A 23,652-nucleotide genomic window follows, 5' to 3' on the forward strand; every position below is an offset into this window, starting at 1 on the left:
TTTGTTGTGATATTAGGCGCAATTGAAGCAGGCGGCACTAAGTTTGTGTGTGGAATTGGAAATGAGGACGGGGAAGTTATTAAGAGAATCTCTATCCCAACAACAACCCCTGAAGAAACGATGAGACACGTTGTTGATTATTTTAAGGAAAAAAAGGTGGATGCTCTAGGAGTTGGTTCATTCGGACCGGTTGATCTTGATGTTTCAAGTGCAACTTATGGATACATAACAAGTACGCCAAAAGAACATTGGAATCAGTATGATTTAGTGGGAGAACTGAAAAACCATTTTCATGTTCCAATCGGATTTGATACGGATGTGAATGCAGCCGCTCTAGGTGAATCTCTCTGGGGTGCCGCCAAAGGTCTAGATAGCTGTCTGTATATGACGGTCGGAACTGGAATTGGTGTAGGAGCCGTTTCAGAAGGAAAGCTGGTACATGGGATGCTTCATCCAGAGATGGGCCACATTCTCGTTAGGCGACATGTTGAAGACCATTTTGCAGGAAGCTGTCCGTTTCATGGTGATTGTCTAGAAGGTATGGCGTCAGGTCCCGCGATCGAAGCACGCTGGGGGAAGAAGGGCGTGGAGCTTGCGTCAAATCTAGAGGTGTGGGAGCTAGAAGCTTATTATCTCGCACAAGCTCTTGTAAACTATATTTTGGTGCTCTCTCCAAAACGAATTGTGATCGGCGGTGGTGTTATGAAACAAGAACATCTATTTCCGCTCGTACGAAACGTGGTGGTTCAGCTGTTAAATGGGTACATTCAACACGAAAATGTACTGGATCAAATCGAAAAGTATATTGTACCGCCTAATTTGGGTGACAATGCAGGTTTGTGTGGGGCATTAGCGCTGGCAAGGCGAGCGTATGCTATTAAAAAGACAAGCTGACTCTGAAGAAAGAGTCAGCTTGTCTTTTTCTATCGTTGTTTACTCTTTTGAGGTAAGCAGCTGGCTAACGTTAATAAGAGAATCATCGCTTCCGATATCGTAATGAGCAGGATGAGATATTTTTGACCATCGTCAATCCAGCTCCCTTTGTTTAGTAGTAGTAAACCAATCATCGCTAGCAAGACTATGTTGGCTTTCCCTAAAAATGAAAATCCTCGTTTTAATGAAAAGGTTTTGTTCATGGGCAATTCTCCTTGAAACTATCTAGTATATAAAACAATCATCATTACTAAAGGGTATAAAAAACGATTAATCTCTTAAATTATCCATTAAACATAATGAATAGGATCCACCAGTTGATAAGCAGAAGAAAAAAGAAAATGAGAGCCAACAATTTGTTTAAGATCAAAGGTAATTGACTTAGTACAGATTGAACACTATGGTTCAGACTGAAAAACGCAAATGTAGTGTATTTGTTTATTAATGAAAGAACTCCTTTTTTGTTTGGCACATAATTATGTTGATAAAGTTTAATGATGACACGTTGAACAAAAATAGAATAGAAGGCAAAGATGGCGTTGGTTAATAAGAGAAGCATGATTATTGTAGTTGGAAAAGGGATGTCAATTCCTACAAAAATAAGTGAAAAAAGCGAAACGAATAGAATGGTTAGAAAAATACTGATTGATTTGGTAGCCATTAGAAGTCCTTTCGTTAAGTATGGAATTAATAAGATATTACTAGAATAGCACAAGAGATTCAGACAAAATGAAGATTACGAAATGCACCTACAGTTTAAATCTGGTTATATGAATATGCCATCACAAAACTCCAGAATTACTAATTGATCAACGAACTTCACTTATAGCACGTCACAATTTTTAGAAAATTATATTGTAACCGTTTACAAGTTGGATTATAATATTGAAAAGTGAAACGTTTCTATTGGTAAATTGAGGATTTTGAGTATCAAACGACAATTCAAACGTTTATATTTACTGAAAATCCTATTTTTTTGCACTATATCGAAACGTTTCGAGTAGCTATACCCACATGCATCGACCATATGATTTAATCCATTTTTACTCCAGTACCCCGGTTTTCTCCGGATGAAGAGGTGATTTATGAAGAACATAGCAATAAAAGATGAAAAGGTGATCGTGGACGGTCAGGAGGTCTTCTTGTTCGGAGGAGAACTTCATTACTTTCGAATTCCTAAGCAAGACTGGCGCGAGCGCATCCAGCAAGTAAAAGAAGCAGGAGCGAACATGATCAGCACGTACGTGCCGTGGATTTTTCACGAGTATGAGGAAGGAGTTACGGATCTTACCGGAACCTCTCGCCCAGAACGTGATCTACATACGTTTCTGCAACTCGTAAAGGACGAGGGGATGTTCTGCTTAGTCCGTCCGGGACCATATGTGATGGCAGAAATCGTGGATCATGGTGTTCCAACATGGTTCATCGATAACTACCCGGAGGCAGTAGCGAAAACGAACGTAGATGAAATTCATCCAACCCGAGTCGTAAGTTACAGCCATCCAACATTCTTAGAAAAAACAGAGCTTTGGTATGAAAAGGTATGTGCTGTTATTAAGCCGTTTTTAGTCACAAACGGCGGTCCGGTTATCCTATTCCAGCTCGATAACGAAGTAGGGATGTTTCACTGGGTGACAAACCAACCCGATTTCAACACTTCGACACTGCAAGAGTTTCAACAACATCTGAGAACAAACTATACAGAACAATCGTTTCAAGAAACTTTCCGCATCCCATTTGGTGATATCCAGTCATTCGCGGAGAACATGACAAAAAAGCCTGAAGCGATCTACGCTCACGCTCTACGAAATGAGTTCGGACTTTTTTTACGACAGCACTACAAGCGTTTCATCGAGCATCTGAAACAGTCAGCAGAAGAAAAAGGCATCGACGTTCCGTTCGTCGTGAACATTCATGGCTTTCATGGAATCGATATCTTAAAGCGTGGCACGATGTACCCGATCGGCATTTCGCAGCTGCTTGAAACAGCCAAAATTGAGAACACACTCATGGCTGGTGATTATTATATCGGCAACATCGAGTATGACAGCTATGTGGATATCGTTTTAGCAAACGCCTTTACAAAAGCGATCCAATGGAAAGAGCAGCCGCTTTTCTCAGCAGAGTTTCAAGGTGGAAGCATCCACGATAAACCGAAGCTCCAACCAACAACGTTTGATCTGACGACGCGCTTATGTATTGCGGACGGGATGAACGGTGTGAACTATTACATGTTTGGTGCGGGCGAGAACTATGAAAACATCGGCTTGTTCGGCAGACGTCACGATTGGCAGGCACCACTCACTAAGTCGGGCAAGAAGAATCCGCACTATCCTGTAATTCAGCATATCGGAAAGATGCTTCAAACATTTGAGAGCTCACTTCTACAAACGAAGCCAGTCGTTGATACACATCTCGGTTTTTATCCGGATTATTACATGACTGAGTTTCACGATGAACACACGAAACACATGGTGAATCAGATTCAGCGTGACCGTGAAACGTTTATGGCGAACGGCATCGCGAAGGCGCTTCGCGTGAACAACATCATCTATGATGCGATCAACGTGCAGGATGATGCCGAAATCGATCCGAATGAAATCCCTTCTCTATGGATGTTTACCACAGAGTGGATGGATGAAAACATTCAGCAAAAGCTCGTTACGTATCTAGAGAACGGTGGAAAGCTTATCCTGTTCCCGACTATTCCGACAAAAACGCTGAAAAACGTACCGTGCACGATTTTGAAAGACTACATCAACGTAACCGTAAAAGAAACAAAGCACCGCGTGTTTGGTCAGATTGATCAGGCGGACAACGTGTTGATCGACCGGGCTGAGATCTATGAAACAACAGATGGAGCTTTCGCTCATATAGAGGACAACCCGGACGAAGTGATCGCATTTGAAAAGCAGCTTGGCAAAGGTCATCTCTATATGTTTGGAATCGGTATGGATCACGGTTTTCATTATCAAAACGACATCATCGTTGAGCTCGCCAAACGAGCGGAGATACAGAGTCGTTTCACACTTGAAGAAGAGCTTGATATTACCGTACGATCTTCACCAGAAAAAGGAGACTTCTTCTTTCTTCAAAACTTCGATGAATTTAAGAAATCAACGACGATCGCGTACGACGGAACAACCCTTTTCGGTGGTAAAGAAATATCGATTCCAATGCGAAGCGGCCTCATGTTACCCGTCAACGTTCCTTTACATGAAGACTTGTTCATCGAATACGGAACTGGCGAAATCTATGAAACTCTGCAGCAACAAGACGAGATCTCACTCACTATAAAAATGATTCAAAAAGAAGAAGAGTTCGTCTTCCGTTCCTCCTCCTGGAAACCTGTAGACACCAAAGAGGTTTCAATAGAGGAAGTACAAGAGCACACATTCAAAGTGTTGATTTCATCAACAGAAGACACAGCATCCATTCGGTTTCAACCAGCGTTCGCAAACGCTATTCAACCATAAGGCTATTTCTAACTGTTGCTGCTAATGTAATTTTTTCATTCTCATCACCGAATAAGTTGATTGAAGTGTAGGGTGAGAGACTCCTGCGGGACAAGCGGTCAGTCCGAAGAGTGAAAGTGGCTCGTTCAGCCCCGATAAGCAAAAGGTGAATGGGTTGGAAGGCGCACTTTGCCTTCTAAACCATTTAACTTTTGACCTCGAGGGGCTAGCCACTGCAACTAGACAGGTGAGACCCTTAATGACGCAAAGCGGCAAGGGGCTCACCGCACGCCCCGCGGAAAGCGAAGCACCCGAAACGGAAATCAACACTTTCAAAAGCAACAGAGCAAAATAGCCCAAAAAATTAAATCGGGAGTTGATAGGTAATGAAGAAAGTATTATCACTATTCATGATCATCGCACTGCTATTTTCAGTAGCAGCTTGTAGCTCAGATGACAAAGCAAGCTCTGACGACAAGAAAGAAAACGTAACCATCTCGTATGCAAGCTGGTCACTTGGTACTGAAAAAGAACAAAACCTCGAACGCCTGATGATCAAAGCGTTCGAGAAAAAATATCCGAACATCAAAGTGAAGATCGACGAGTCGATCACATCAACAGACTGGAACGGAACACTTGCTGCTGCAGCAAGTGCGGGCAAGATGCCAGATGTTCTCGCTCTTCCACAGATTCCATCGTCACTATCAAACGATTGGTTGATGGACATCACGAAAATGACGGAAAAAGATAAAGATTTTGCAAACATTCCAGAAGCAGTTCGTGAATCAGCGACTTACAACGATAAAGTGTATGCGGTTCCATTCGCACAGCATTTCTTAGGCTACTTAGTAAACAAAGATCTGTTTAACGAAGCGAACCTGGATTACCCTGAGTTTGGTTTTTCACTAGAAGAGTACACGAAATCCATTAAAGAAGTAACGAACATTAACAAAGGTGTAGCTGGAACGAACCACGCGTTCTCCGTAACAGACTGGTATCCGGCAGCAGCTAACCCAGATATGGGCTGGTATACGGTTCAAGACGGTCAATACTCTCTTGACTCAAAAGAATTCATCGCAGGAGCTAATCTTGCAAAAGAAATCACAACTAACAACTACGCGTACGAGTCACTTCCAGATGACTTGAAAGCTAATTTTAAAGGCGAGAACCCAGAAGAAGTATGGATGAACGGACAAGTTGCTGTGAAATGGGACGGCACTTGGGGAGTTCCTGCTCTTGTTGAAAAAGGAACGTTTGACTTTGACTTCATCGGTCTTCCTGGTGGAAGAACGGGTGTAACGAACGACTTTGTTGGAATTTCTAAAACGAGTAAGCACGCTGAAGAAGCATTCCTTTTCTCTAAGTGGATGTCATTCGGTAAAGAAGGTTTCATGAAGCGTATGGAAATCGCTGAAAAAGAAGGAAAAGCACTGAACACACTACCTGTTAACGCAGATCCTGAAATTTTAGATGAGTACTTCGCGATCAATGAAGTGCCTGGAATCAAGACAGCTTATGACAACTTAGACAACGCAGTCGTTGAGCCGGTTAAAACCGTACCTGGCTATGTTGATGCACGTTGGGAAGCTCCAACAGGCGTGAAGGTTGGAGAAGAAGCGAACGCGAAAGTGGCCGTGATTTTAGATAACGTGATCAAAGGAAATCTAAAGATCGAAGACTACGCAAAGCAGCTTGATCAATTAGCAGACCAAAAGAGCAAAGAAGCTAATGAGGCTTTAAAAGATAAATAGAAAGCCTGAAGTTTAAGGGGAGGTTGATAGTATGAAGTTTAAAAGATTTCTTTGGTTAGGTTTAGCGCTGTGTCTCATTATTCCACAACCATATGCATCTGCTGAAGGCAACAGTCAGGATAATAAGCCTGCCGAACAAGTCGTGGAGGAAAACTATCATACCGTCCTTAACAGTTGGGAGAAGAAAGGGACAGGGGACGCTTCAGATTTTGAAGCGTCTGTCTCTCCTTCTGATTTTAAGATCAAAGATAAGAAGAACTTATTGTCAGATTCAGAGAGTAAGGGCTATAACGATCGTGTTTTCTATTGGCATAACCGAGAGTCCGTGTCTTATGAAGTCAATGTGGAGGAAGCGGGACTTTATGAGCTAGCGTTTGATTATTATCCACTGAGCAACGAGGTTGTTCCAATAGAGGGCGCCATTCAGGTAAACGGTAACTATCCTTTTTATGAAAGCCGCAGAATCGTGTTTCCGGCCGACTGGAAAAACGAGAAAAACACCTTTGAGAAAGATCGGTTCGATAACGACATGATTCCGAAGCAGAAGCGGATCGAGCGTTGGAACACGTTAACAGCAGAAGATGCGAGTCAGCTTCAATCTGAGCCGCTTCGTTACGAACTTAAAAAAGGAAAGAATACGATCCAGCTTACGAACCTATCAGGCGAGATGCTGCTAGGAAAAGCGTACGTTAAATCACCTAGCAAACTACCAAGCTATAAAGATTACGTAAAGAAACATGAAAACGCAAAATTAGCTGAAACAACGATTACGCGTGAAGCCGAGAAGGATTACGAAAAGAATAGCTCGTACATACGTCCTTTTGCAGCAGATGATTCATCGGCGGTACCGAGCTCTCCAAAGAACCTTCTATTAAACACGCTAGGCTCTGAATCGTGGAAAGACTCCGGACAGACGGTGAACTGGAACGTCAACGTGAAGAAAGATGGCTTTTATAAGCTGACATTTAAAGTATTGCAGAACAAAGAGACAGGTGGCCCGGTTTTCCGAAAACTATTGATCGACGGAAAAGTTCCGTTTCAAGAAGCTTCGCCCGTTACGTTCCCATTCAATAAAAACTGGAATAACGTCACGTTGAAAGATGAAGATGGAAAAGCATATCTGTTTTATTTATCAAAAGGGAGTCACCAGATCGGTCTAGAGGCTGATGCGGCCCCTGTTGAGCCTGTTCTTCATACGACGAACAAAGTGATGCGCGAGATGGAAGAGCTCACGCTTGAGATCCGAAAGCTTACTGGGAATCAGACAGATACGTCTCGTGGCTGGAAGATCAGCGAGTACATTCCAGGCATTGATAAAAAACTTGCGGGCTGGGCAGACGAGCTTGAGCAAGAATTGAAATACCTCAGAAAACTTGATAACTCAAAAGAAGATTCAAAAGATATGGTCTCGCTTGAGATGGCGGTTCAAAAGCTAACAGCACTTAGTAAAAAGCCGGACCAGATTCCAAGCCGACTAACAGAGCTGTCAGAAGGATCGTCTTCAGCGGCGCAGCTGCTAGGAAACATGCTCGTAACGTTGCCTGAACAGCCGTTAACGGTGGATCGCTTCTACGTGCATGGTGATGAAAAAGATTTGCCAGATGCAGAAGCAGGTTTTTGGGAAAAGCTAATTGACTCGATTCAACGCTTCTTCTTATCGTTCTTCTCTGAAAATTATTCAGCGAGTGAAGCAGAAGAAGATACGTTAGAGGTTTGGGTGAACCGACCTCGTCAATATGTTGAACTTCTACAAAATCTATCTGATCAAAACTTTACGCCAGAAACAGGAATCAAAGTAAAGTTCTCGATCATGCCAGAAGAGCAGAAGCTGATTCTCGCGAGTGCGTCGAACAAACAGCCAGACATTGCGCTTGGTATCTCTTCATGGTTGCCTTACGAGTTATCCATCCGTGGTGCGGCCGTTGATCTGCATCAGTTCGATGACTTTGAAAAGTTCAGCAAGCAGTTCTCACCAGGAGCCTTTCTACCGCTCATGATCGGTGATTCGGTTTATGCGATGCCAGAGACGCAAGATTTCTTTGTGCAGTTTTACCGAAAAGATATTATGCAAGCACTCGGTCTTCCGGTTCCAGATACGTGGGATGACGTAAAGAGCATCTTGCCAGAGCTTCAGCGTTTTGGGATGAACTATTATACGCATATCGCTGGTGCAACAGGCTTTAAGCCGTTCCAAGCAACCGCTCCGTTCGTGTATCAGTTTGACGGAGATCTGTACGGAAAAGATGGCATGAAGACGGCGATCGGAACAGAAGAATCACTAAAAGGTATTCAGTTCATGGCAGAGCTGAACACGATCTACAGCATGCCGTTACAAGTGCCAAACTTTTATAACCACTTCCGATATTCAACACTTCCGATCGGAACAGCAAACTTTACGACATACACACAGCTAACAGCAGCCGCTCCAGAAATCGCAGGATGGTGGGATATTGCACCACATCCGGGTGTGAAGAAGGAAGATGGAACGGTGGAGCGTTGGGCAACAGGTTCGGGTCAGTCTGCGATGATCTTTAAAGGGACGAAGAGCAAGGAAGATTCATGGGAGCTTTTAAAATGGTGGCTGTCAGAAGATACGCAGACCGAGTTCGCGACAAATCTGCAGATGCTGTACGGACCAGAATATATGTGGAACACGTCCAACCTAGAGGCGTTCAAGAACCTTCCGTGGCCAGAACAGCATAAGAAAACGATTCTGAAGCAGTGGGAGTATCTATACGAAGTACCGAAAAATCCAGGTTCGTACATGATCGAGCGTGAGCTTTCGAACATCTGGAACCGCATCGTGTTTGATGGTGTGAACCCGAGATCAGCAGTTGACGACTCAGTCGTTGCGATCGACCGGGAGATCAAGCGAAAGATGGAAGAGTTTGGATATGTGGAGGACGGCAAGATGGTCAAGCCGTATCCGATTCCTACGATAGAACAAGTGAAAAGTTGGGCAGGCGATGAGAATGAAAAAGAAACCAAATAAACGAGATTATTCACCGTGGATGTTCCTTGCTCCGTATATCATCTTTTTTACAACGTTTATCATCATACCTGTTGCAGCGGCAATCCTATTGTCATTCACGTATTTTAACGCGATCGAAACACCGACGTTCATCGGTTTGAGCAACTATGTCGGTCTGATCACACAGGATGAAGTGTTCATGCAGAAAATCCTGCCGAACACGTTAACGTTCGCACTAATTGTGGGCCCTGGCGGGTATATCTTATCGTTCATACTCGCTTGGGCGCTCGCTCAAGTACCAAAGCGCATGCGAACGGTACTTGCGTTAATCATCTACTCGCCATCCATGACAGCAGGTGTTGCGATGGCCGTTGTTTGGACGATTATCTTCTCTGGAGATGAAACTGGTTATCTAAACAGCCTGCTTCTAACGATGGGTGTGCTGTTAGAGCCGATCCAATGGCTGCAGTCGCCTGAGTACCTCATGAAGATTATGATCTTTGTAACGCTTTGGGGCTCTATGGGTGTTGGATTCCTCGCGATGTTATCAGGTGTTCTGAACATTAACACCGAGATTTATGAAGCAGGATACATTGACGGCATCAACAACCGTTTTCAAGAGATCATCTATATTACAATCCCGTCCATGAAGCCGCAGATGTTGTTCGGCGCGGTCATGGCAGTTGTTGGAACGTTTCAAGCTGGTGCGATCGGGGTGGCGCTTTCTGGTGCTAACCCGACACCGCAATATGCGGGTCAGCTAATGGTCAACCACTTAGAAGATTATGGTTTTATCCGTTATGAGATGGGTTATGCGGCAGCGATTTCGGTCGTGCTGCTCATCGTTGTATATCTGTTCTCGAAAGTAGCCTGGAGGCTGTTTGGAGAGAAAGACTAGCGAAAAAGGAGTGATCAACATGTCAGCCTTTCAAGGGACAAGAATGAACCCGTCAAAGTTCCATAGGAGTCAGCTGAAATTTCTTGCGTTTTTAATTCCACTGGCTATCTTTATGGCTTTGCCGATCGTCTATATATTCTTTCATGCGTTCAAACCGATCGACGAACTGTTCGCATATCCACCGCGCTTTTTTGTAGAAAACCCAACATTGCAGAACTTTGTAGACCTTTTTACAAAGACGAACGATACCGGTGTTCCGATGTCACGCTTTCTGTTCAACTCTGTTGTCGTTACGCTGATCGTTGTTGTTCTAACTGTAATCATCAGCACGATGGCAGGCTACGCGCTATCTAAGAAAAATTTTAAGATGAAAAAAGCGATCTTTGAGATCAACACGTTAGCGCTCATGTTCGTACCGGCAGCCGTTATGATCCCACGTTATCTGTTGATCGACGAACTCGGATTGATCAACACGTTTCTGGTTCATATTCTTCCGTTACTCGCGATGCCGATCGGTCTGTTTCTCGTCAAACAGTTTATCGACCAGATACCGGATGAACTGCTTGAAGCAGCGAGGCTAGACGGAGCATCTGATTTTCAGATCTTCGTACGGATCATCATACCTCTCGTCAAACCTGCGATCGCTACCATCGCGATTCTATCGTTTCAGCTCGTATGGAACAGTGTTGAAAGTTCATCGCTCTATGTGAACGACGAAGGACTGAAGACGTTCTCGTTCTACATGTCGACGTTAACTTCAACGGTTGAAGGAAACAACGTAGCAGGACAAGGGCTCGCAGCAGCGGCATCCTTGATCATGTTCGTACCAAATCTAATCATCTTTATAATTCTGCAGAGCCAGGTGATGAACACGATGGCCCACTCAGGAATCAAGTAAGAAAGTAGGAGGGGGGAGAAATGAAGCGCATTGCCCAATTTGTAGCATTCTTGGTATTCCTGCTTGTTCCGATCTACTCTACCGCTTCTGCTTCTGTCCCTTATCAGACAGAAACGTTATCAGCAGACGGTCAGACGATCGAAACACAGACTGCCTACACACCGGTCGGAACATTGTTACCAGACGTTGAGATCATGAACCCAGAAGATATTTTCTCTGATACAAAAGGAAACCTTTATATCGCGGATTCTGGTGCTAAGAAGATTCTCGTCGCCGACAGAAATGGGAAATTTGTACGTGAGATCGGAAAAGGTGTTCTTAAATCACCAACTGGCGTCTATGTGGACGAAAACGAAAAAATCTTTGTAGCGGATTATGAAGAAGAGAAGGTATTCCGCTTTTCACAAGACGGCAAGGTCGAGGAGCAATACGGAAAGCCGGATTCACCGCTTTTCGGTAAAAGTTCTTCTTTTAAACCGCAAAAAGTAGCGGTCGATCGTCGCGGCAGCATCTATGTGATCAGTGAAGGGTCAACGAACGGAATCATTCAGCTTAGTAAGGATGGCGGATTTCTCGGTTATTACGGTGTAAACAGCACAGAAGGATCGTTTGGCACGTTTTTGCAGAAGCTTTTCACATCAGAGAGCAAAAAAGCAAATATGTTCATGAAGACACCTCCCGCGCCAGATAACATCGCGCTTGATGATAAAGGTCTCGTCTATTCCGTAACAGAAGGAACGACGAACGAAGTTATCAAAAAGCTGAACGTTGCCGGCAAGAACATGCTGTTTGGTGATATCTCTGATGAGAAATCACTGCAAGATATCGCGGTCGATTACGACGGAAACATGTTCGTCGTATCAAGCACTGGTGAGATCTATGAATATGACAGCTTCGGAAATCTCTTATTCATCTTTGGTGGAAAAGACGATGGAACAAACCGTCTCGGGTTGTTCAAACAGCCAACAGGCATCACGATCGATCCTGACGGCAGATTGTATGTAACAGATAAAGAACGCGGCATGATCCAAGTCTTTGAATCTACTGCTTTTTCTAAACAAGTACATGAAGGAATCGCGCTTTTTAAAGAAGGCCGTTATGTAGAAAGTCAGAAATATTGGGAAGAAGTGCTGGAGATGAACTCCTCGTTCGGTCTCGCGCATTCTGCCATGGGCTCTGCTTACTACAAACAACAAGACTATGATAAGGCGCTAGAAGAGTATCAGTTTGCAAACGACGTGTACGGTTATTCCGACTCGTTCTGGGAAGTCCGACATGCGTGGATGCAAGAGAATCTGGAAACGGTGCTGTTCGCAATAATCTTCTTCACCATTTTGTACTATATCGTAAAAGTGATCGACAAAAAGAAAGGCATTCTGAATCAGCCGCGCAGAAGTCTCGGCGCGATTAAAAAACAGAAATTGATAGGAGAACTGCTCTTTTTGTTCAAGTTCTTCCGTCATCCGATCGACAGTTTTTATTATTTGAAAAAGAAACAATACGCGTCGATCCTGTCAGCGACGATTCTGTATGTAATCTTAATCGTCGAGTATATTTACAGCCGCTTCTATACCGGATTTATCTTTAAAACGGTGAGCAGCGATGCGAACTTAGTCGGCGAGCTTCTCTTACTGCTCGTACCGCTCGCACTGTTCATTGTGGTGAACTATCTCGTTAGTACGATCAACGATGGTGAAGGAAGGTTCAAGGACATCTATATCGGAACGATCTATTCACTCGCTCCGTTCCTCGTGTTCAGTCCGATCCTTACGCTTTTGTCGAACGTGCTGACTTATAATGAATCATTTGTTTATGTGTTCTCAATCCGCATCATCTACGCATGGTGTCTGATCATCCTTTTCATCATGCTAAAAGAGATCCATAACTACACGTTCTCAGACACGATCCGAAACATCTTCGTCACGCTGTTCGGAATGGTGATCATGCTTCTTGTCGTGTTCATCGTGTTCGTGTTGATCGATCAAGTATACGATTTTGTTTATTCCATCATAAAGGAGGCTGTTCTTCGTGTATAAAAAGATAAGTATCGCGCTTCTTACCTTGCTCGTACCGATCTCTGTATTCGCCGCGCAAGATGATAAGAAAAGTACGGAGCAGCCTCCCGTACCAACAGAAAAGAGTCAAAATGTGATGAAGTATACATCTTCATCGTTTACGAAGCCTGAGAAAGAAGATGCGGCTCCGATCAAACAGAAAAACTCGTTTCAAGGCTTTGAAAAAGCAGCCGAGAACAAAAATCTCGCTCTTTATGTGAACGAAGAAACGCTCGCAATCAAGATCGAGAACAAAAAAACAAAATACGTCTGGAACTCTGGGCTTGATAACCCCGATCAGTACCGACTGAACAAAACGTGGGAACAGATGGCACAATCAGCGATCACCGTTGATTATATGGACCGTCGCGGAAAAGTGAAAACCGAGAGTATCACGACGAACGATTCTAGACCTCGTGTGAAGATGAACGATAAAGGGTTTACGGCCTCTCTTTACATGAACCAGTCGAAGTTAGAATTTGAACTGAACGTGGAGCTTCAAGAAAACGATCTTGTTGTTTCAATTCCTGAGAATGAGATCAAAGAAAACAAATACACGAAGCTCATCTCTATGCGTGTGTATCCGTTTTTAGGTGCTGTGAACAAAAGTGACATCAACGGGTACATGTTCATCCCGGACGGCTCTGGTGCATTGATTCGTTATGAAAAGAACGGAACAAAAGCCGATGCGCCGTTTACGGGATCCATTTACGGTGATGATGAAGCCTTTTTGAAAACGAAAGTGAAGAAGGAAGAAGAAGAAAAAGTAACACCGGTGGAAGAGATCAAGATGCCAGTATTCGGAACCGTTCATGGTGTGAAACAGAATGGATTTCTTGCCGTGATTGAAGAAGGCTATACGCATGGAGACATTTTAGCGTATCCGTCAGGTGTTTCGACCGACTTTAACTGGATCTCTTCTGAATTTCATTTTAGAAAAGAATATTATCAGCCGACGAGTAAGAACATGAAAGGTCTGAACGTTTATCAAAAAACAAAGAATCCGTTCGGCGTTAAGCTGAGATACATGTTCTTACAGAAAGATGACGCTGATTATGTAGGGATGGCCAAAGCGTATCAAAACCATCTTTCTGAAACAAAACAGCTAGAAAAGAACGACGACCAAACCGGTGTCAGACTCGAATTTCTAGGTGGAGAAGTGAAAGAAGGTCTGTTGTGGGACTCTGTTCTGCCGATGACTAAAGTGACAGAAATTCCAAGCATGACATCTCAGCTCAAAAAAGACATCGATGATCTGTTCGTCGTCTATAAAGGCTGGTCGGAAGGCGGTCTAACGGGTACGCTGCCTCAGAAGTTTCCGTTTGAAAGTGAGCTCGGTAGCAATGACGACGTGAAGAACACGATCAACAGTCTTAAAAAAGATAACATTCCGCTCTATTTTTATAGCGATTACACAAAAGCGTATGACGGGGCATCCGGCTATTCCGGCAGCAAAGACGTAGCGAAGAAGATTAGTGCCGAGACGATCTCACACAGTGAAGATAAGAAGACGCTGTATTATTTATCGCCAGAAAAATCTCTTGCGATCGCAAAAGAAGATGCAAAGGAATTTAAGGAACAAGGCATTTCAAACGTAGCGATTGATACGAGCGGATACACGTTGTTCTCTGACTTTAGCGGAAAAAAATCGAGTGAGCGAAACCAGACGATCAAAACGTATCAAAAGCTGTTCGGCACACTCAACAAAGAAGTAGGGAACGTTGCTCTTTATGAGCCGAACACGTATCTATGGAAGCAAACTGATCGGTATCTCGACATTCCGATGAACGCGTCCAACTATGTGTTTGAAACAGACACGGTGCCGTTTCTGCAGATCGTATTAAAAGGCTACATGCCATACTACGCACCGTTCTCGAACTTTCAGTCAGATTCGGAAGATCAGATGCTGCGCATGATCGAGTACGGAGCCTATCCATCGTATCTTTTAACGAAGGAAGCGTCACACCTTCTTGCTAAAACAGCATCGAGTGACGTTTATACATCGGAATACTCGATCTGGAAAGACAAGATTTTGTATCAATACGAAAATATTAAGAAAAGTCTTGGTGAGGTGGAAGGCGAAGAAATCGTCAGCCGTACTGTGCCTCAGACAGGTGTTGTGGAAGTAGAATACTCCCACGGAAAAGTGATCATCGTCAACTATACGAACACGACTTATAAAAGTAATGGTATTGAAGTGAAACCTAAGGATTTTGTGGTAACAGAAGGGGGAGAAAGCGATGAAACGACTAGGCAATAACAGAAATCTTACAGGATTGCTGTTTGTTTCACCATGGATCATGGGCTTTCTCGTCTTTACCGCGTTTCCGCTTCTATACTCGCTCTTTTTAAGCTTTCAGGAAGTAAAGATCACGACAGATGGCATCAAAACGAACTTTGTAAGCTTTGGAAACTATGAATATGCGTTTTCGGTCGATGGAACGTTCGTTGACCGCGTCCTAAAATACCTAGAAGAGATGGTCATCTCCGTTCCGATCATCATCGTCTTTTCATTGATCATCGCTCTATTGTTAAACCAAAAGATCAAGTTCCGCGGATTGTTCCGTACGATCTTCTTCCTGCCCGTTATTATCGCGAGCGGACCGGTTATCAAAGAGCTGATCGATCAAGGAATCACAACCATTCCTTCTATTGAACAATACGCGATCTATCAAGCGTTAAATGATAACCCGGATGGTTTCTTTAACGGGATCTTACTGTATTTAATAAAAAACCTGATCGTAATCCTTTGGTATTCAGGCGTACAGATCTTAATTTTCTTAGCTGCTCTTCAAAAGATGGACAAGCAGATCTTTGAAGCGGCGAAAATCGACGGTGCGAGCAACTGGGAGTTCTTTTGGAAGATCACCCTGCCAAGTCTAAAGCCGATGATCATCGTTAACTTGATCTACACGATCGTAACGTATTCGGTATTCTCGCTGAATCCAATCATCGAACATATTCAGAAAAACATGTTTAAAGTAGACACAGGTTATGGCTATGCTTCGGCACTATCTTGGATCTACTTCTTGATCATTGCCGCAGCGCTTGCGATCGCGGTTGGTGTGATGACGGTAAAAAGAAAGAAAAAATACACCTAAGAGGATGTGATCAATGTGCAAACCAAAACACAGCAAGTGAACAAGTATTACTTAAAAACGAAACGCATGTTTTTGGGCATGCAGGGGACAGATGGTCTTCTTTACAAGCTCTTGATCTACGGACTCTTGGTGGGAATCGGATTCGTGTATCTCTATCCGCTTCTCTACATGGGTGTGTACAGCTTTAAAAGTTTGGATGATCTGTTGAATCCACTCGTAAACTGGATTCCAACACAGTTTTATACCGGAAACTATGAGCAGGCGAACAAAGTTCTGAACTTTTTCTCAACACTAATGGAAACGTTGTACGTGACGGTTCTTCCGGCATTGGCGCAAACAGCTGTTGCAGCTGTTGTGGGATACGGACTCGCTCGATTTGAGTTTCGCGGTAAAAAGATCATGTTCGTTCTTGTGCTTGCAACGTTCATCATCCCGCCGCAGGTGACGCTCATTCCAAGATACATCTTCTTTAATGAGCTGAACATCCTCGGTAGTTTGAGTGCGTTCTTGCTTCCGGCAACGTTCGGACAAGGATTGAATAGCGCGATCTTTATCCTGATCTTTTATCAGTTTTTTAGAGCAGTGCCAAAAGCATTGGAAGAAGCAGCTCAGCTTGATGGAGCAGGACATTTTCGAATCTTTTTCACGATCGCCTTACCAATGGCATTGCCTGCGATCATCATCTCGTTTTTGTTCTCGTTCGTTTGGTATTGGAACGAAACTTACTTGGCGGCCATCTATTTTGGTGATGCGTTAACAACATTACCGCTGCAGCTGCAAAAGTTCGTTGCCACGTATCAGCAGATGTTCCCAGCTGAGATGGGAGTGTCGGGCGGTAACCAGTTGAACGAAGGAATCAAGATGGCAGGAACCGTCCTGTCGATCCTTCCGTTATTGATCGTGTACTTTATCACGCAGCGCTGGTTTGTTGAAGGTGTGGACCGTTCGGGGATTACTGGGGAGTAAGGATTGGTGCGGGGAGTTGATTTCCGTTCCAATCGATGAAAAATCATGTTTTGAGCGAAACGAGGCAAGTATGGGGTGAAATTAAGGTCTGACTGAGTAAACGAGTAGTTTTCAGAGCGAAAGAAGCAACATTTGGGGCGTAACTAAGCTGAGTTTGAGCGAACGTGTAACAGATATAAAAACACGTACCGTAAATAAAAAGGCAATTACATCCCTTAAAACCGTAGCCAAGCTAGCACTTCACGCCTCCACTAGTATTCTATTTATGAACAAAATGAAGATAAAACAGATAGAGAGGGGAATAACGATGGATACACAGAAACTATTAGACCTTGAAGCAAAAGGATGCTTTGATTTCTTTTGGAACGAAGCAAACACGGATAAAAATAGCCCAGGATACGGGTTGATACTGGATCAGTCGGCGAATAAAAAAGTAGCAAGTATCGCATCAAACGGGTTCGGATTAACGGCGATCATCATCGGAATCGAGCGCGGTTGGATCACGAAAGAAGAAGGCTATGAGCGTACGAAAGGGACGCTTGAAACATTCTTGAACAACGTGGAACACGCGAGCGGCTTCTTTTATCATTTCTTAAACATGGAGACGGCAAAGAAAAACGAAGAGTGGTACGACTGTGCGTCGATCATCGATACGGGAATCTTCCTATGTGGTGCCGTTACATCTGCTGAATACTTTGGCGGAGAGATCGCCGAGCTTTTCGAGAAAATTTACGCGCGCATCGACTGGAACGTGTATTATGACGAGCCGGTAAACCAGTTCTACATGGGCTACAACCCAGAAACAGGCGGCTTCCACCATTGGGATATGTACGCGGAGCAGATGATGACTTATGTGCTTGGCGTGGCATCTCCAACACATCCGGTTCCTGCAAAAATCTATGACGGCTTCGAGCGCAGAAAAGGGACATACAAAGATTACGAGTACATTCACGCGCCAGGAAACGCGATGTTTGTTCACCAATATTCGCATGCGTTCATCGATTTTAGAAATATCGTCGACGGAGACGGAATCAACTGGTACGAGAACTCGGTAAAAGCATCGCTGGCAAACCGTGCGTTCTGTAAAGAAAAATCGAGTGAGTTCAAGACCTATCACGAGAACGCGTGGGGCTTAACGGCTTGTGCGAGTCCGACCGGCTACCGTGTTCCAGGAGCTCCTCCTTATTATGATGGGTGTGAGCCTGAACTAGAAGGTACGGTCGCACCAACTGGAGCAGCGGGATCGATCGTGTTCACACCAGAAGAGTCGATCGCAGCGATGAAGTACTTTTACGAAGAACATCCACAGCTTTGGGGTGAGTATGGCTTCCAAGATTCTTATAACCTGGACGTAACGCCAGCTTGGTATTCAGACCATGTCATCGGCATCGATAAGGGGATCACGCTTCTTATGATCGAAAACTATCAATCTGGTCTTGTATGGGATCTGTTCATGAAAAATGAATATGTGAAACAAGGTGCTGACCTTTTAGGTTGGAAAAAAACAGAAGGAAGTCCGGCAAAATGATTGAGATCAAGAACAAACAGATTATCATCGACGGTAAGCCCGTCCTGATCACGTGCGGCGAGATTCATTATTACCGTCTTGATAAAAGCGATTGGCAAGACCGATTGGACAAGCTAAAAGAAACGGGTTGTAACGCCGTGGCCACTTATGTGCCATGGCTTTGGCATGAACCGGTGGAAGGGCAGTTTGATTTCACAGGCAAAACGCGTCCTGAAACAGACCTAGCTGGGTTCATCGACCTTTGTACGGAAAACGGCTTTTATTTTTTCGTTCGTCCGGGACCATTCATTATGGCCGAGATGAAAAACGAAGGACTTCCTTATTGGGTGTACGAAAAGCATCCAGAGATCATTCCGGTTGGTTGGGACGAGAGCGAGCCGACTACACCGACCGTCGATTATCTTGCACCAGGATTTTTACAAGAAGTTCGTAAGTATTATGAAAAAGTGATGGAAGTGGTTACACCGCGCATCTATCCGAACGGCGGAAAAATCATCGCATTTCAGCTTGATAACGAGATCGGCATGCTGTCATGGGTGAGCAACACACCAGATCTGACTGACAACGTGCTGAACGATTTATCAAATTGGTTGAGTGAACGATACGGAGATAACGTTTCTGACCGCTATTCATTCTCGTTGGAAGAGAGTACTGAGCGAAATACTGCTTTTCGTTCTCCGAAGGAAGAGTATGCAGCACAGCTGTTAAAAGATCTTGGCTATTATATGCGCTATCGCTTCGCGAAATATATCGCGATTTTAAGAGAGTACGCGGAAGAGTTCGGTGTGAAAGATATTCCGTTCGTCGTAAACATCCACGGAACAGGCGGAGGACGAGGCTTCACGTACCCGATCGGAATCAGCCAGCTTTATGAAACATATAACCAAGGACCTGGATATATCTCGGGTTCTGATATTTATTTTGGCGATCTTGACATGAAAACGTTCCAGGACCTCTACATCATCAACGGTCTGATGGAAGCCGTTCATAACGAGGATCAGCCGTTAACGTCTGTGGAGTTCAACTGTGGAGACGGAAACTTTGGTGAGACACTAGGTGAGCGCTATGATCCATCAGCAGCGGATTTTAAGTTTAGAATGTGTCTTGCTCAAGGAAACCGACTCATCAACTATTATCTGTTTGCTGGCGGAAAAAATGCTAGACTCGATACGCTTGTTGACGATGGGAACGACCGAATCGCCTCAACTGGTGAACGCCATGGTTTCGCGGCACCGATCGGTCCAGAAGGGGACTACAACTATACGTTTCCGCGCATGTCACGCGTGAACCAAAGTGTGATGGCGGTGAGTGATAAGCTCGCACAAATGAACGAAGAACGAGATGAAGTATCGTTCGCGTTCATCCCGGATTATTACATGACCGAATACCGTTATCCGAAGAGTGAAGTGATGCGTGAGATCCTCTCGAACATTGAGGCGAACCGCGGTGCCGGCGCTTGGGAGATTATGGGCCGTGCGATGTTGCTTAACGGTTATCGTTTTACAGCGGTTGATGTGCAGAACAAACCGCTGGATGTGACGAAAACGCCTGTACTCGCGTTACCGTCAGCACGCTATATGGACAGTGCGATTCAGGACAAGCTGGTAAACTATTTAACAGATGGTGGAAAGATTCTTTTGTACGGTGAGGTTCCTCTTTTTGATATGGAAGGGAAGGACTGTACGATTTTAGCGGATGCACTTGGTGTGACGTATAAAGGTATTAGCCGTGATGGTCACGGAAACTATCTTTCTATCTATGGAGACAATTGGGCTTCAGCTCAGCCGGAAATTCGTTCAGGCTTCGTTCAGCGTTTTGAAGTTGGACCGAATGTGACTCCGATTTTTAGAGTGTACGGATCGGATGATGTGTGTGGTTTTGAGTCTGAAGTGGGGGATGGACGCGCGATCGTGATCGCCAGCTTCTATCGCTGCGATCTGCCTTTCTTTAAAAACGCGCTTGAGCGATTAGGAAGTCGAGCGAAACTAACGCATGATTGTCCGCATCACGGCATCTTCATGACATCGACAGTTGACGAAGAAGGTGAGCGCTTCCTTCATCTGTTGAATCTAGACGGATTCGATAAAGAATTCACTCTTTATGAAGATGGTGTAGCATTGTTAGGTGGAAGGAAGCTGTTGCTGCAGAGCAAAGATGGTGTGATGCTGCCTGTGAATCTATCAGTTGGTCGTGTGAAAATTGCTTATGCGACAGCTGAAATTACCGGTGTGAGTGCAGATTATATTGATTTCCGGTTAACTCAGGTGGAAGATGTGATCGCGTTTGACCGCGGAACGAAGATTTTACCGAGTGCTGATTATGTGATTGAAGAAAATGAAGAGTTAATGCTCGTTCGCAGCAAGAAACATGCGAAAGTGGATGATCAGCTGCGAGTTTTGGTGGGATAGTAAGGGAGACTGCTCTTTGTGAGCGGTCTTTTCTTTATGTTAGAAGTCAGTCTTTGGTCGCTTGAGCAAATGTAAGGCAGTTGGAGCGAAACGCATTGTTGTTTGAGTGAAAACAGAGGTTTACTGAGCGAAACGAAGGGTCAATTGAGCGAAAAGAGCCTTCGTCTGCGCGAACGCGTAATAATTATAAAAACACGTACCGTAAAACATACAAAAAAGGACTGCTCGACACAAGAGCAGTCCTTACTATATTACTTAACCAACCTAAACGGAACACTCACCACATCATGGCTGTTTTTTCCGATAAACATCGTAAACTTACCAGCATCACTCTTGAACTCAAGGTTCTCGTGGTGATAGCGAAGCATTTCTTCTGTGATCTCGAATGTAACTTCCTCGGACGCACCTGGTTCAAGAACAATCTTTCTATAACCTTTTAACTCTTTCACCGGACGAACAACATCACCCGCAATATCACGAATATACAGCTGAACTAGCTCTTCACCAGCCACATCGCCTGTATTCGTTACGGTTACAGAAGCTGTAATCGACTCATCCTCTGTTAACACATCACTAGACAACTTCACATCGTCATACTTAAACTCTGTATAGCTCAACCCGAAACCGAACGGGAATAGAGGCTCGTTCGGAATATCCAGATAATGAGACAGATAGCGCTCTTTATTTTCTGGAGTCGGCTGTGGACGACCTGTGTTGAAGTGGTTGTAATAAACCGGTACCTGACCAACTGAATACGGGAACGACATCGATAAACGACCAGACGGATTCACATCTCCGAATAAAAGATCTGCAATCGCAGCACCCGCTTCAGTACCTGGGTACCAAGCTTCTAATACAGCATCCACTTGATCTGCCACACCATGAAGATCGAGTGGACGACCATTAAAGAGTACAGTCACGATTGGCTTATCTAACTTTTTCATTTCCTGGATCAATTGAAGCTGCGGCTCAGGCAAACGAATGTCAGCACGGCATCCCGCTTCACCACTCATGAATGAAGCTTCTCCGAGTGCAAGCACGATCACGTCCGCATCACTCGCAACACGAACCGCCTCTCTCAGCTGCTCATCTGTTACAGACTCAACCTCACAACCATTCGCAACCGTTAAAAGTGATGAATCAGCCAGTTTACCCAACATACCAGTATCCACTTTTACCACGTCATCAAACGCACCTTGCCACGACCAAGGTCCCATCAGATCACCATTTGTAGCGAACGGACCGATCAGTGCAATCTTTTGCGTTGGTTGAAGTGGAAGAACGCCACCTTCATTTTTTAAAAGTACACAAGATTTCGCAGCTAGTTCACGTGCTACATCACGGTGCTCGTCACACAAAATCACTTCTTCCGCACGCTTCTCATCAGCTCCACGGTATGGATCTTCAAAAAGTCCGAGCTTCTGCTTCAATGTTAAAATGCGTTCTACCGATTCATCTACAAGAGATTCAGATAACTTGCCGCTTTCCACAAGGTCTTTTACATGGTCGACGTAGCACGTTGTCATCATTTCGATGTCAACACCAGCTGTGAGCGCTTTATATGCCGCTTCTGCTTCATCTTCAGCCACACCGTGCGGAAGCTGCTCTTTTACCGCACCCCAGTCTGAGATGATCACACCGTCAAAGCCCCACTCGTCACGAAGAAGGTCGCGCATCAGCTTCTTGTTCGCCGTTGCTGGAATACCGTCAACTGTATTGAACGCCGTCATCACCATCTCACAACCCTCATCAAGCGCTGCTTTATAAGCCGGCAGGTAAGACTCGCGAAGCTGACGCTCAGACATGTTCACCGTATTATAATCGCGTCCGCCCTCAGGAGCACCATATGCCGCAAAATGCTTCACGCAAGCCGCAACACGGTCTTTGTCGTTCGTTAGATCTGTTCCTTGGAAACCACGAACGAACGCACGAGCGAACTCACTGTTCAAGAAACCATCTTCACCCGTTGATTCCATCACACGCCCCCAGCGTGGGTCACGAACAAGGTCGACCATTGGCGCGAACGTTACGTGAACACCTGAAACAGATGCTTCTTTCGCTGCGATCTCAGCACTTTTTTCAGCAAGGTCCATATCCCATGAACAGCCGATCGCTAGAGGTACCGGAAAGATCGTCTTAAAACCATGCACGATATCAGCCATCATCAATAAAGGAATGCCATGACGGTTTTCTTTTAAATGTGCGTCTTGAATGTTGCGCGTTTCACGAGCACCTGATCCGCCTAGCACAGATCCCGTATTGCGAATCACGTCATCCGTAATCCCCATTTCCTGCATAGGACCTGTGATGAAGCCTTGATCAGATGAACCTTTAAAGAAAGGAGTAGCAAGCTGAACTAACTGGCTGATCTTTTCTTCTAATGTCATGTCTTGAATTAAGTGTTGCACGTTTTGCTTAAGCATAAAAAAAACCTCCTGGATAGCGTTTAATGTGTATGGTCTGACGTAATCGAAACGTTTCGATAAACCTGATAATAAAAATTATAAGCGCTTTCATTTTGAGAGTCAATGAAAAATCGAAACGATTCACTAGATTTGAGTAATCGTATTTCTTTTGAACATATATAGACAATTAATAAGGAAATAAAGGTATGCTTTATAGCGTAGTGATTCTTCCAAATGCTTACTTCCTTAACAAATTTTTTGATAAGTGATAGATTATTCCCATT

15 protein-coding genes are annotated in these 23,652 nt (G+C 44.3%); 12 read left to right on the top strand and 3 right to left on the bottom strand.

Annotation, left to right across the window (positions count from 1 at the left end; all coding sequences use genetic code 11):
• Positions 1-6: 6 nt before the first annotated feature.
• Positions 7-894, top strand: a complete 888-nt coding sequence (locus FS458_RS02830) for an ROK family protein (RefSeq protein ID WP_144697660.1) — start codon at positions 7-9, stop codon at positions 892-894.
• 29 nt (positions 895-923) lie between these two features.
• Here FS458_RS02830 and FS458_RS02835 read toward each other — a convergent pair whose 3' ends face one another.
• The gene (locus FS458_RS02835; protein WP_144697662.1) at positions 924-1,136 is read right to left on the bottom strand and encodes a hypothetical protein; all 213 of its coding nucleotides are present in this window, start codon (positions 1,134-1,136) and stop codon (positions 924-926) included.
• Between the two features lie 80 nt (positions 1,137-1,216).
• Positions 1,217-1,594 carry a hypothetical protein gene (locus FS458_RS02840; protein WP_144697664.1) on the bottom strand — a complete coding sequence of 126 codons (378 nt, stop codon included), beginning with the start codon at positions 1,592-1,594 and terminating at the stop codon, positions 1,217-1,219.
• A 424-nt stretch (positions 1,595-2,018) separates the two neighbouring features.
• Here FS458_RS02840 and FS458_RS02845 point away from each other — a divergent pair, with 424 nt between their 5' ends.
• The 11 genes from FS458_RS02845 (at position 2,019) to FS458_RS02895 (ending at position 20,963) form a co-directional block, all read left to right on the top strand.
• The gene (locus FS458_RS02845) at positions 2,019-4,409 is read left to right on the top strand and encodes a beta-galactosidase (protein WP_144697666.1); all 2,391 of its coding nucleotides are present in this window, start codon (positions 2,019-2,021) and stop codon (positions 4,407-4,409) included.
• Between the two features lie 365 nt (positions 4,410-4,774).
• A complete protein-coding gene (locus FS458_RS02850) occupies positions 4,775-6,139 on the top strand; it encodes an ABC transporter substrate-binding protein (RefSeq protein ID WP_144697668.1) in 1,365 nt (454 codons plus the stop codon).
• 31 nt (positions 6,140-6,170) lie between these two features.
• Positions 6,171-9,131 carry an extracellular solute-binding protein gene (locus tag FS458_RS02855; protein ID WP_144697670.1) on the top strand — a complete coding sequence of 987 codons (2,961 nt, stop codon included), beginning with the start codon at positions 6,171-6,173 and terminating at the stop codon, positions 9,129-9,131.
• Positions 9,112-10,008, top strand: coding sequence for a carbohydrate ABC transporter permease (locus FS458_RS02860; protein ID WP_082861496.1), 897 nt, complete (start codon positions 9,112-9,114; stop codon positions 10,006-10,008). The genes FS458_RS02855 and FS458_RS02860 overlap by 20 nt, the downstream gene beginning before the upstream one ends.
• 19 nt (positions 10,009-10,027) lie before the next feature.
• Positions 10,028-10,906, top strand: coding sequence for a carbohydrate ABC transporter permease (locus FS458_RS02865; protein WP_144697671.1), 879 nt, complete (start codon positions 10,028-10,030; stop codon positions 10,904-10,906).
• Positions 10,907-10,926: 20 nt separating this feature from the next.
• A complete protein-coding gene (locus FS458_RS02870) occupies positions 10,927-12,942 on the top strand; it encodes a YIP1 family protein (RefSeq protein WP_144697673.1) in 2,016 nt (671 codons plus the stop codon).
• Positions 12,935-15,220, top strand: a complete 2,286-nt coding sequence (locus FS458_RS02875; protein ID WP_144697675.1) for a DUF5696 domain-containing protein — start codon at positions 12,935-12,937, stop codon at positions 15,218-15,220. Before FS458_RS02870 ends, FS458_RS02875 begins: the two co-directional genes overlap by 8 nt.
• Entirely contained in the window at positions 15,201-16,061 is an 861-nt protein-coding gene (locus FS458_RS02880; protein WP_144697677.1) for a carbohydrate ABC transporter permease, read from the top strand. Before FS458_RS02875 ends, FS458_RS02880 begins: the two co-directional genes overlap by 20 nt.
• Before the next feature lie 15 nt (positions 16,062-16,076).
• Positions 16,077-17,027 (top strand): carbohydrate ABC transporter permease, encoded by a 951-nt coding sequence (locus FS458_RS02885; RefSeq protein WP_260858293.1) that lies wholly within the window; start codon positions 16,077-16,079, stop codon positions 17,025-17,027.
• Positions 17,028-17,334: 307 nt separating this feature from the next.
• Positions 17,335-18,555, top strand: a complete 1,221-nt coding sequence (locus FS458_RS02890; RefSeq protein ID WP_144697679.1) for a glucoamylase family protein — start codon at positions 17,335-17,337, stop codon at positions 18,553-18,555.
• Positions 18,552-20,963 carry a beta-galactosidase gene (locus FS458_RS02895; RefSeq protein ID WP_144697681.1) on the top strand — a complete coding sequence of 804 codons (2,412 nt, stop codon included), beginning with the start codon at positions 18,552-18,554 and terminating at the stop codon, positions 20,961-20,963. Before FS458_RS02890 ends, FS458_RS02895 begins: the two co-directional genes overlap by 4 nt.
• A 251-nt stretch (positions 20,964-21,214) precedes the next feature.
• Here FS458_RS02895 and bglX read toward each other — a convergent pair whose 3' ends face one another.
• Positions 21,215-23,386 carry a beta-glucosidase BglX gene (gene bglX / locus FS458_RS02900; protein WP_144697683.1) on the bottom strand — a complete coding sequence of 724 codons (2,172 nt, stop codon included), beginning with the start codon at positions 23,384-23,386 and terminating at the stop codon, positions 21,215-21,217.
• Between the last annotated feature and the right edge of the window lie 266 nt (positions 23,387-23,652).

Source organism: Fictibacillus phosphorivorans (genome assembly GCF_007673525.1).
Taxonomy (GTDB): domain Bacteria; phylum Bacillota; class Bacilli; order Bacillales; family Fictibacillaceae; genus Fictibacillus; species Fictibacillus phosphorivorans_C.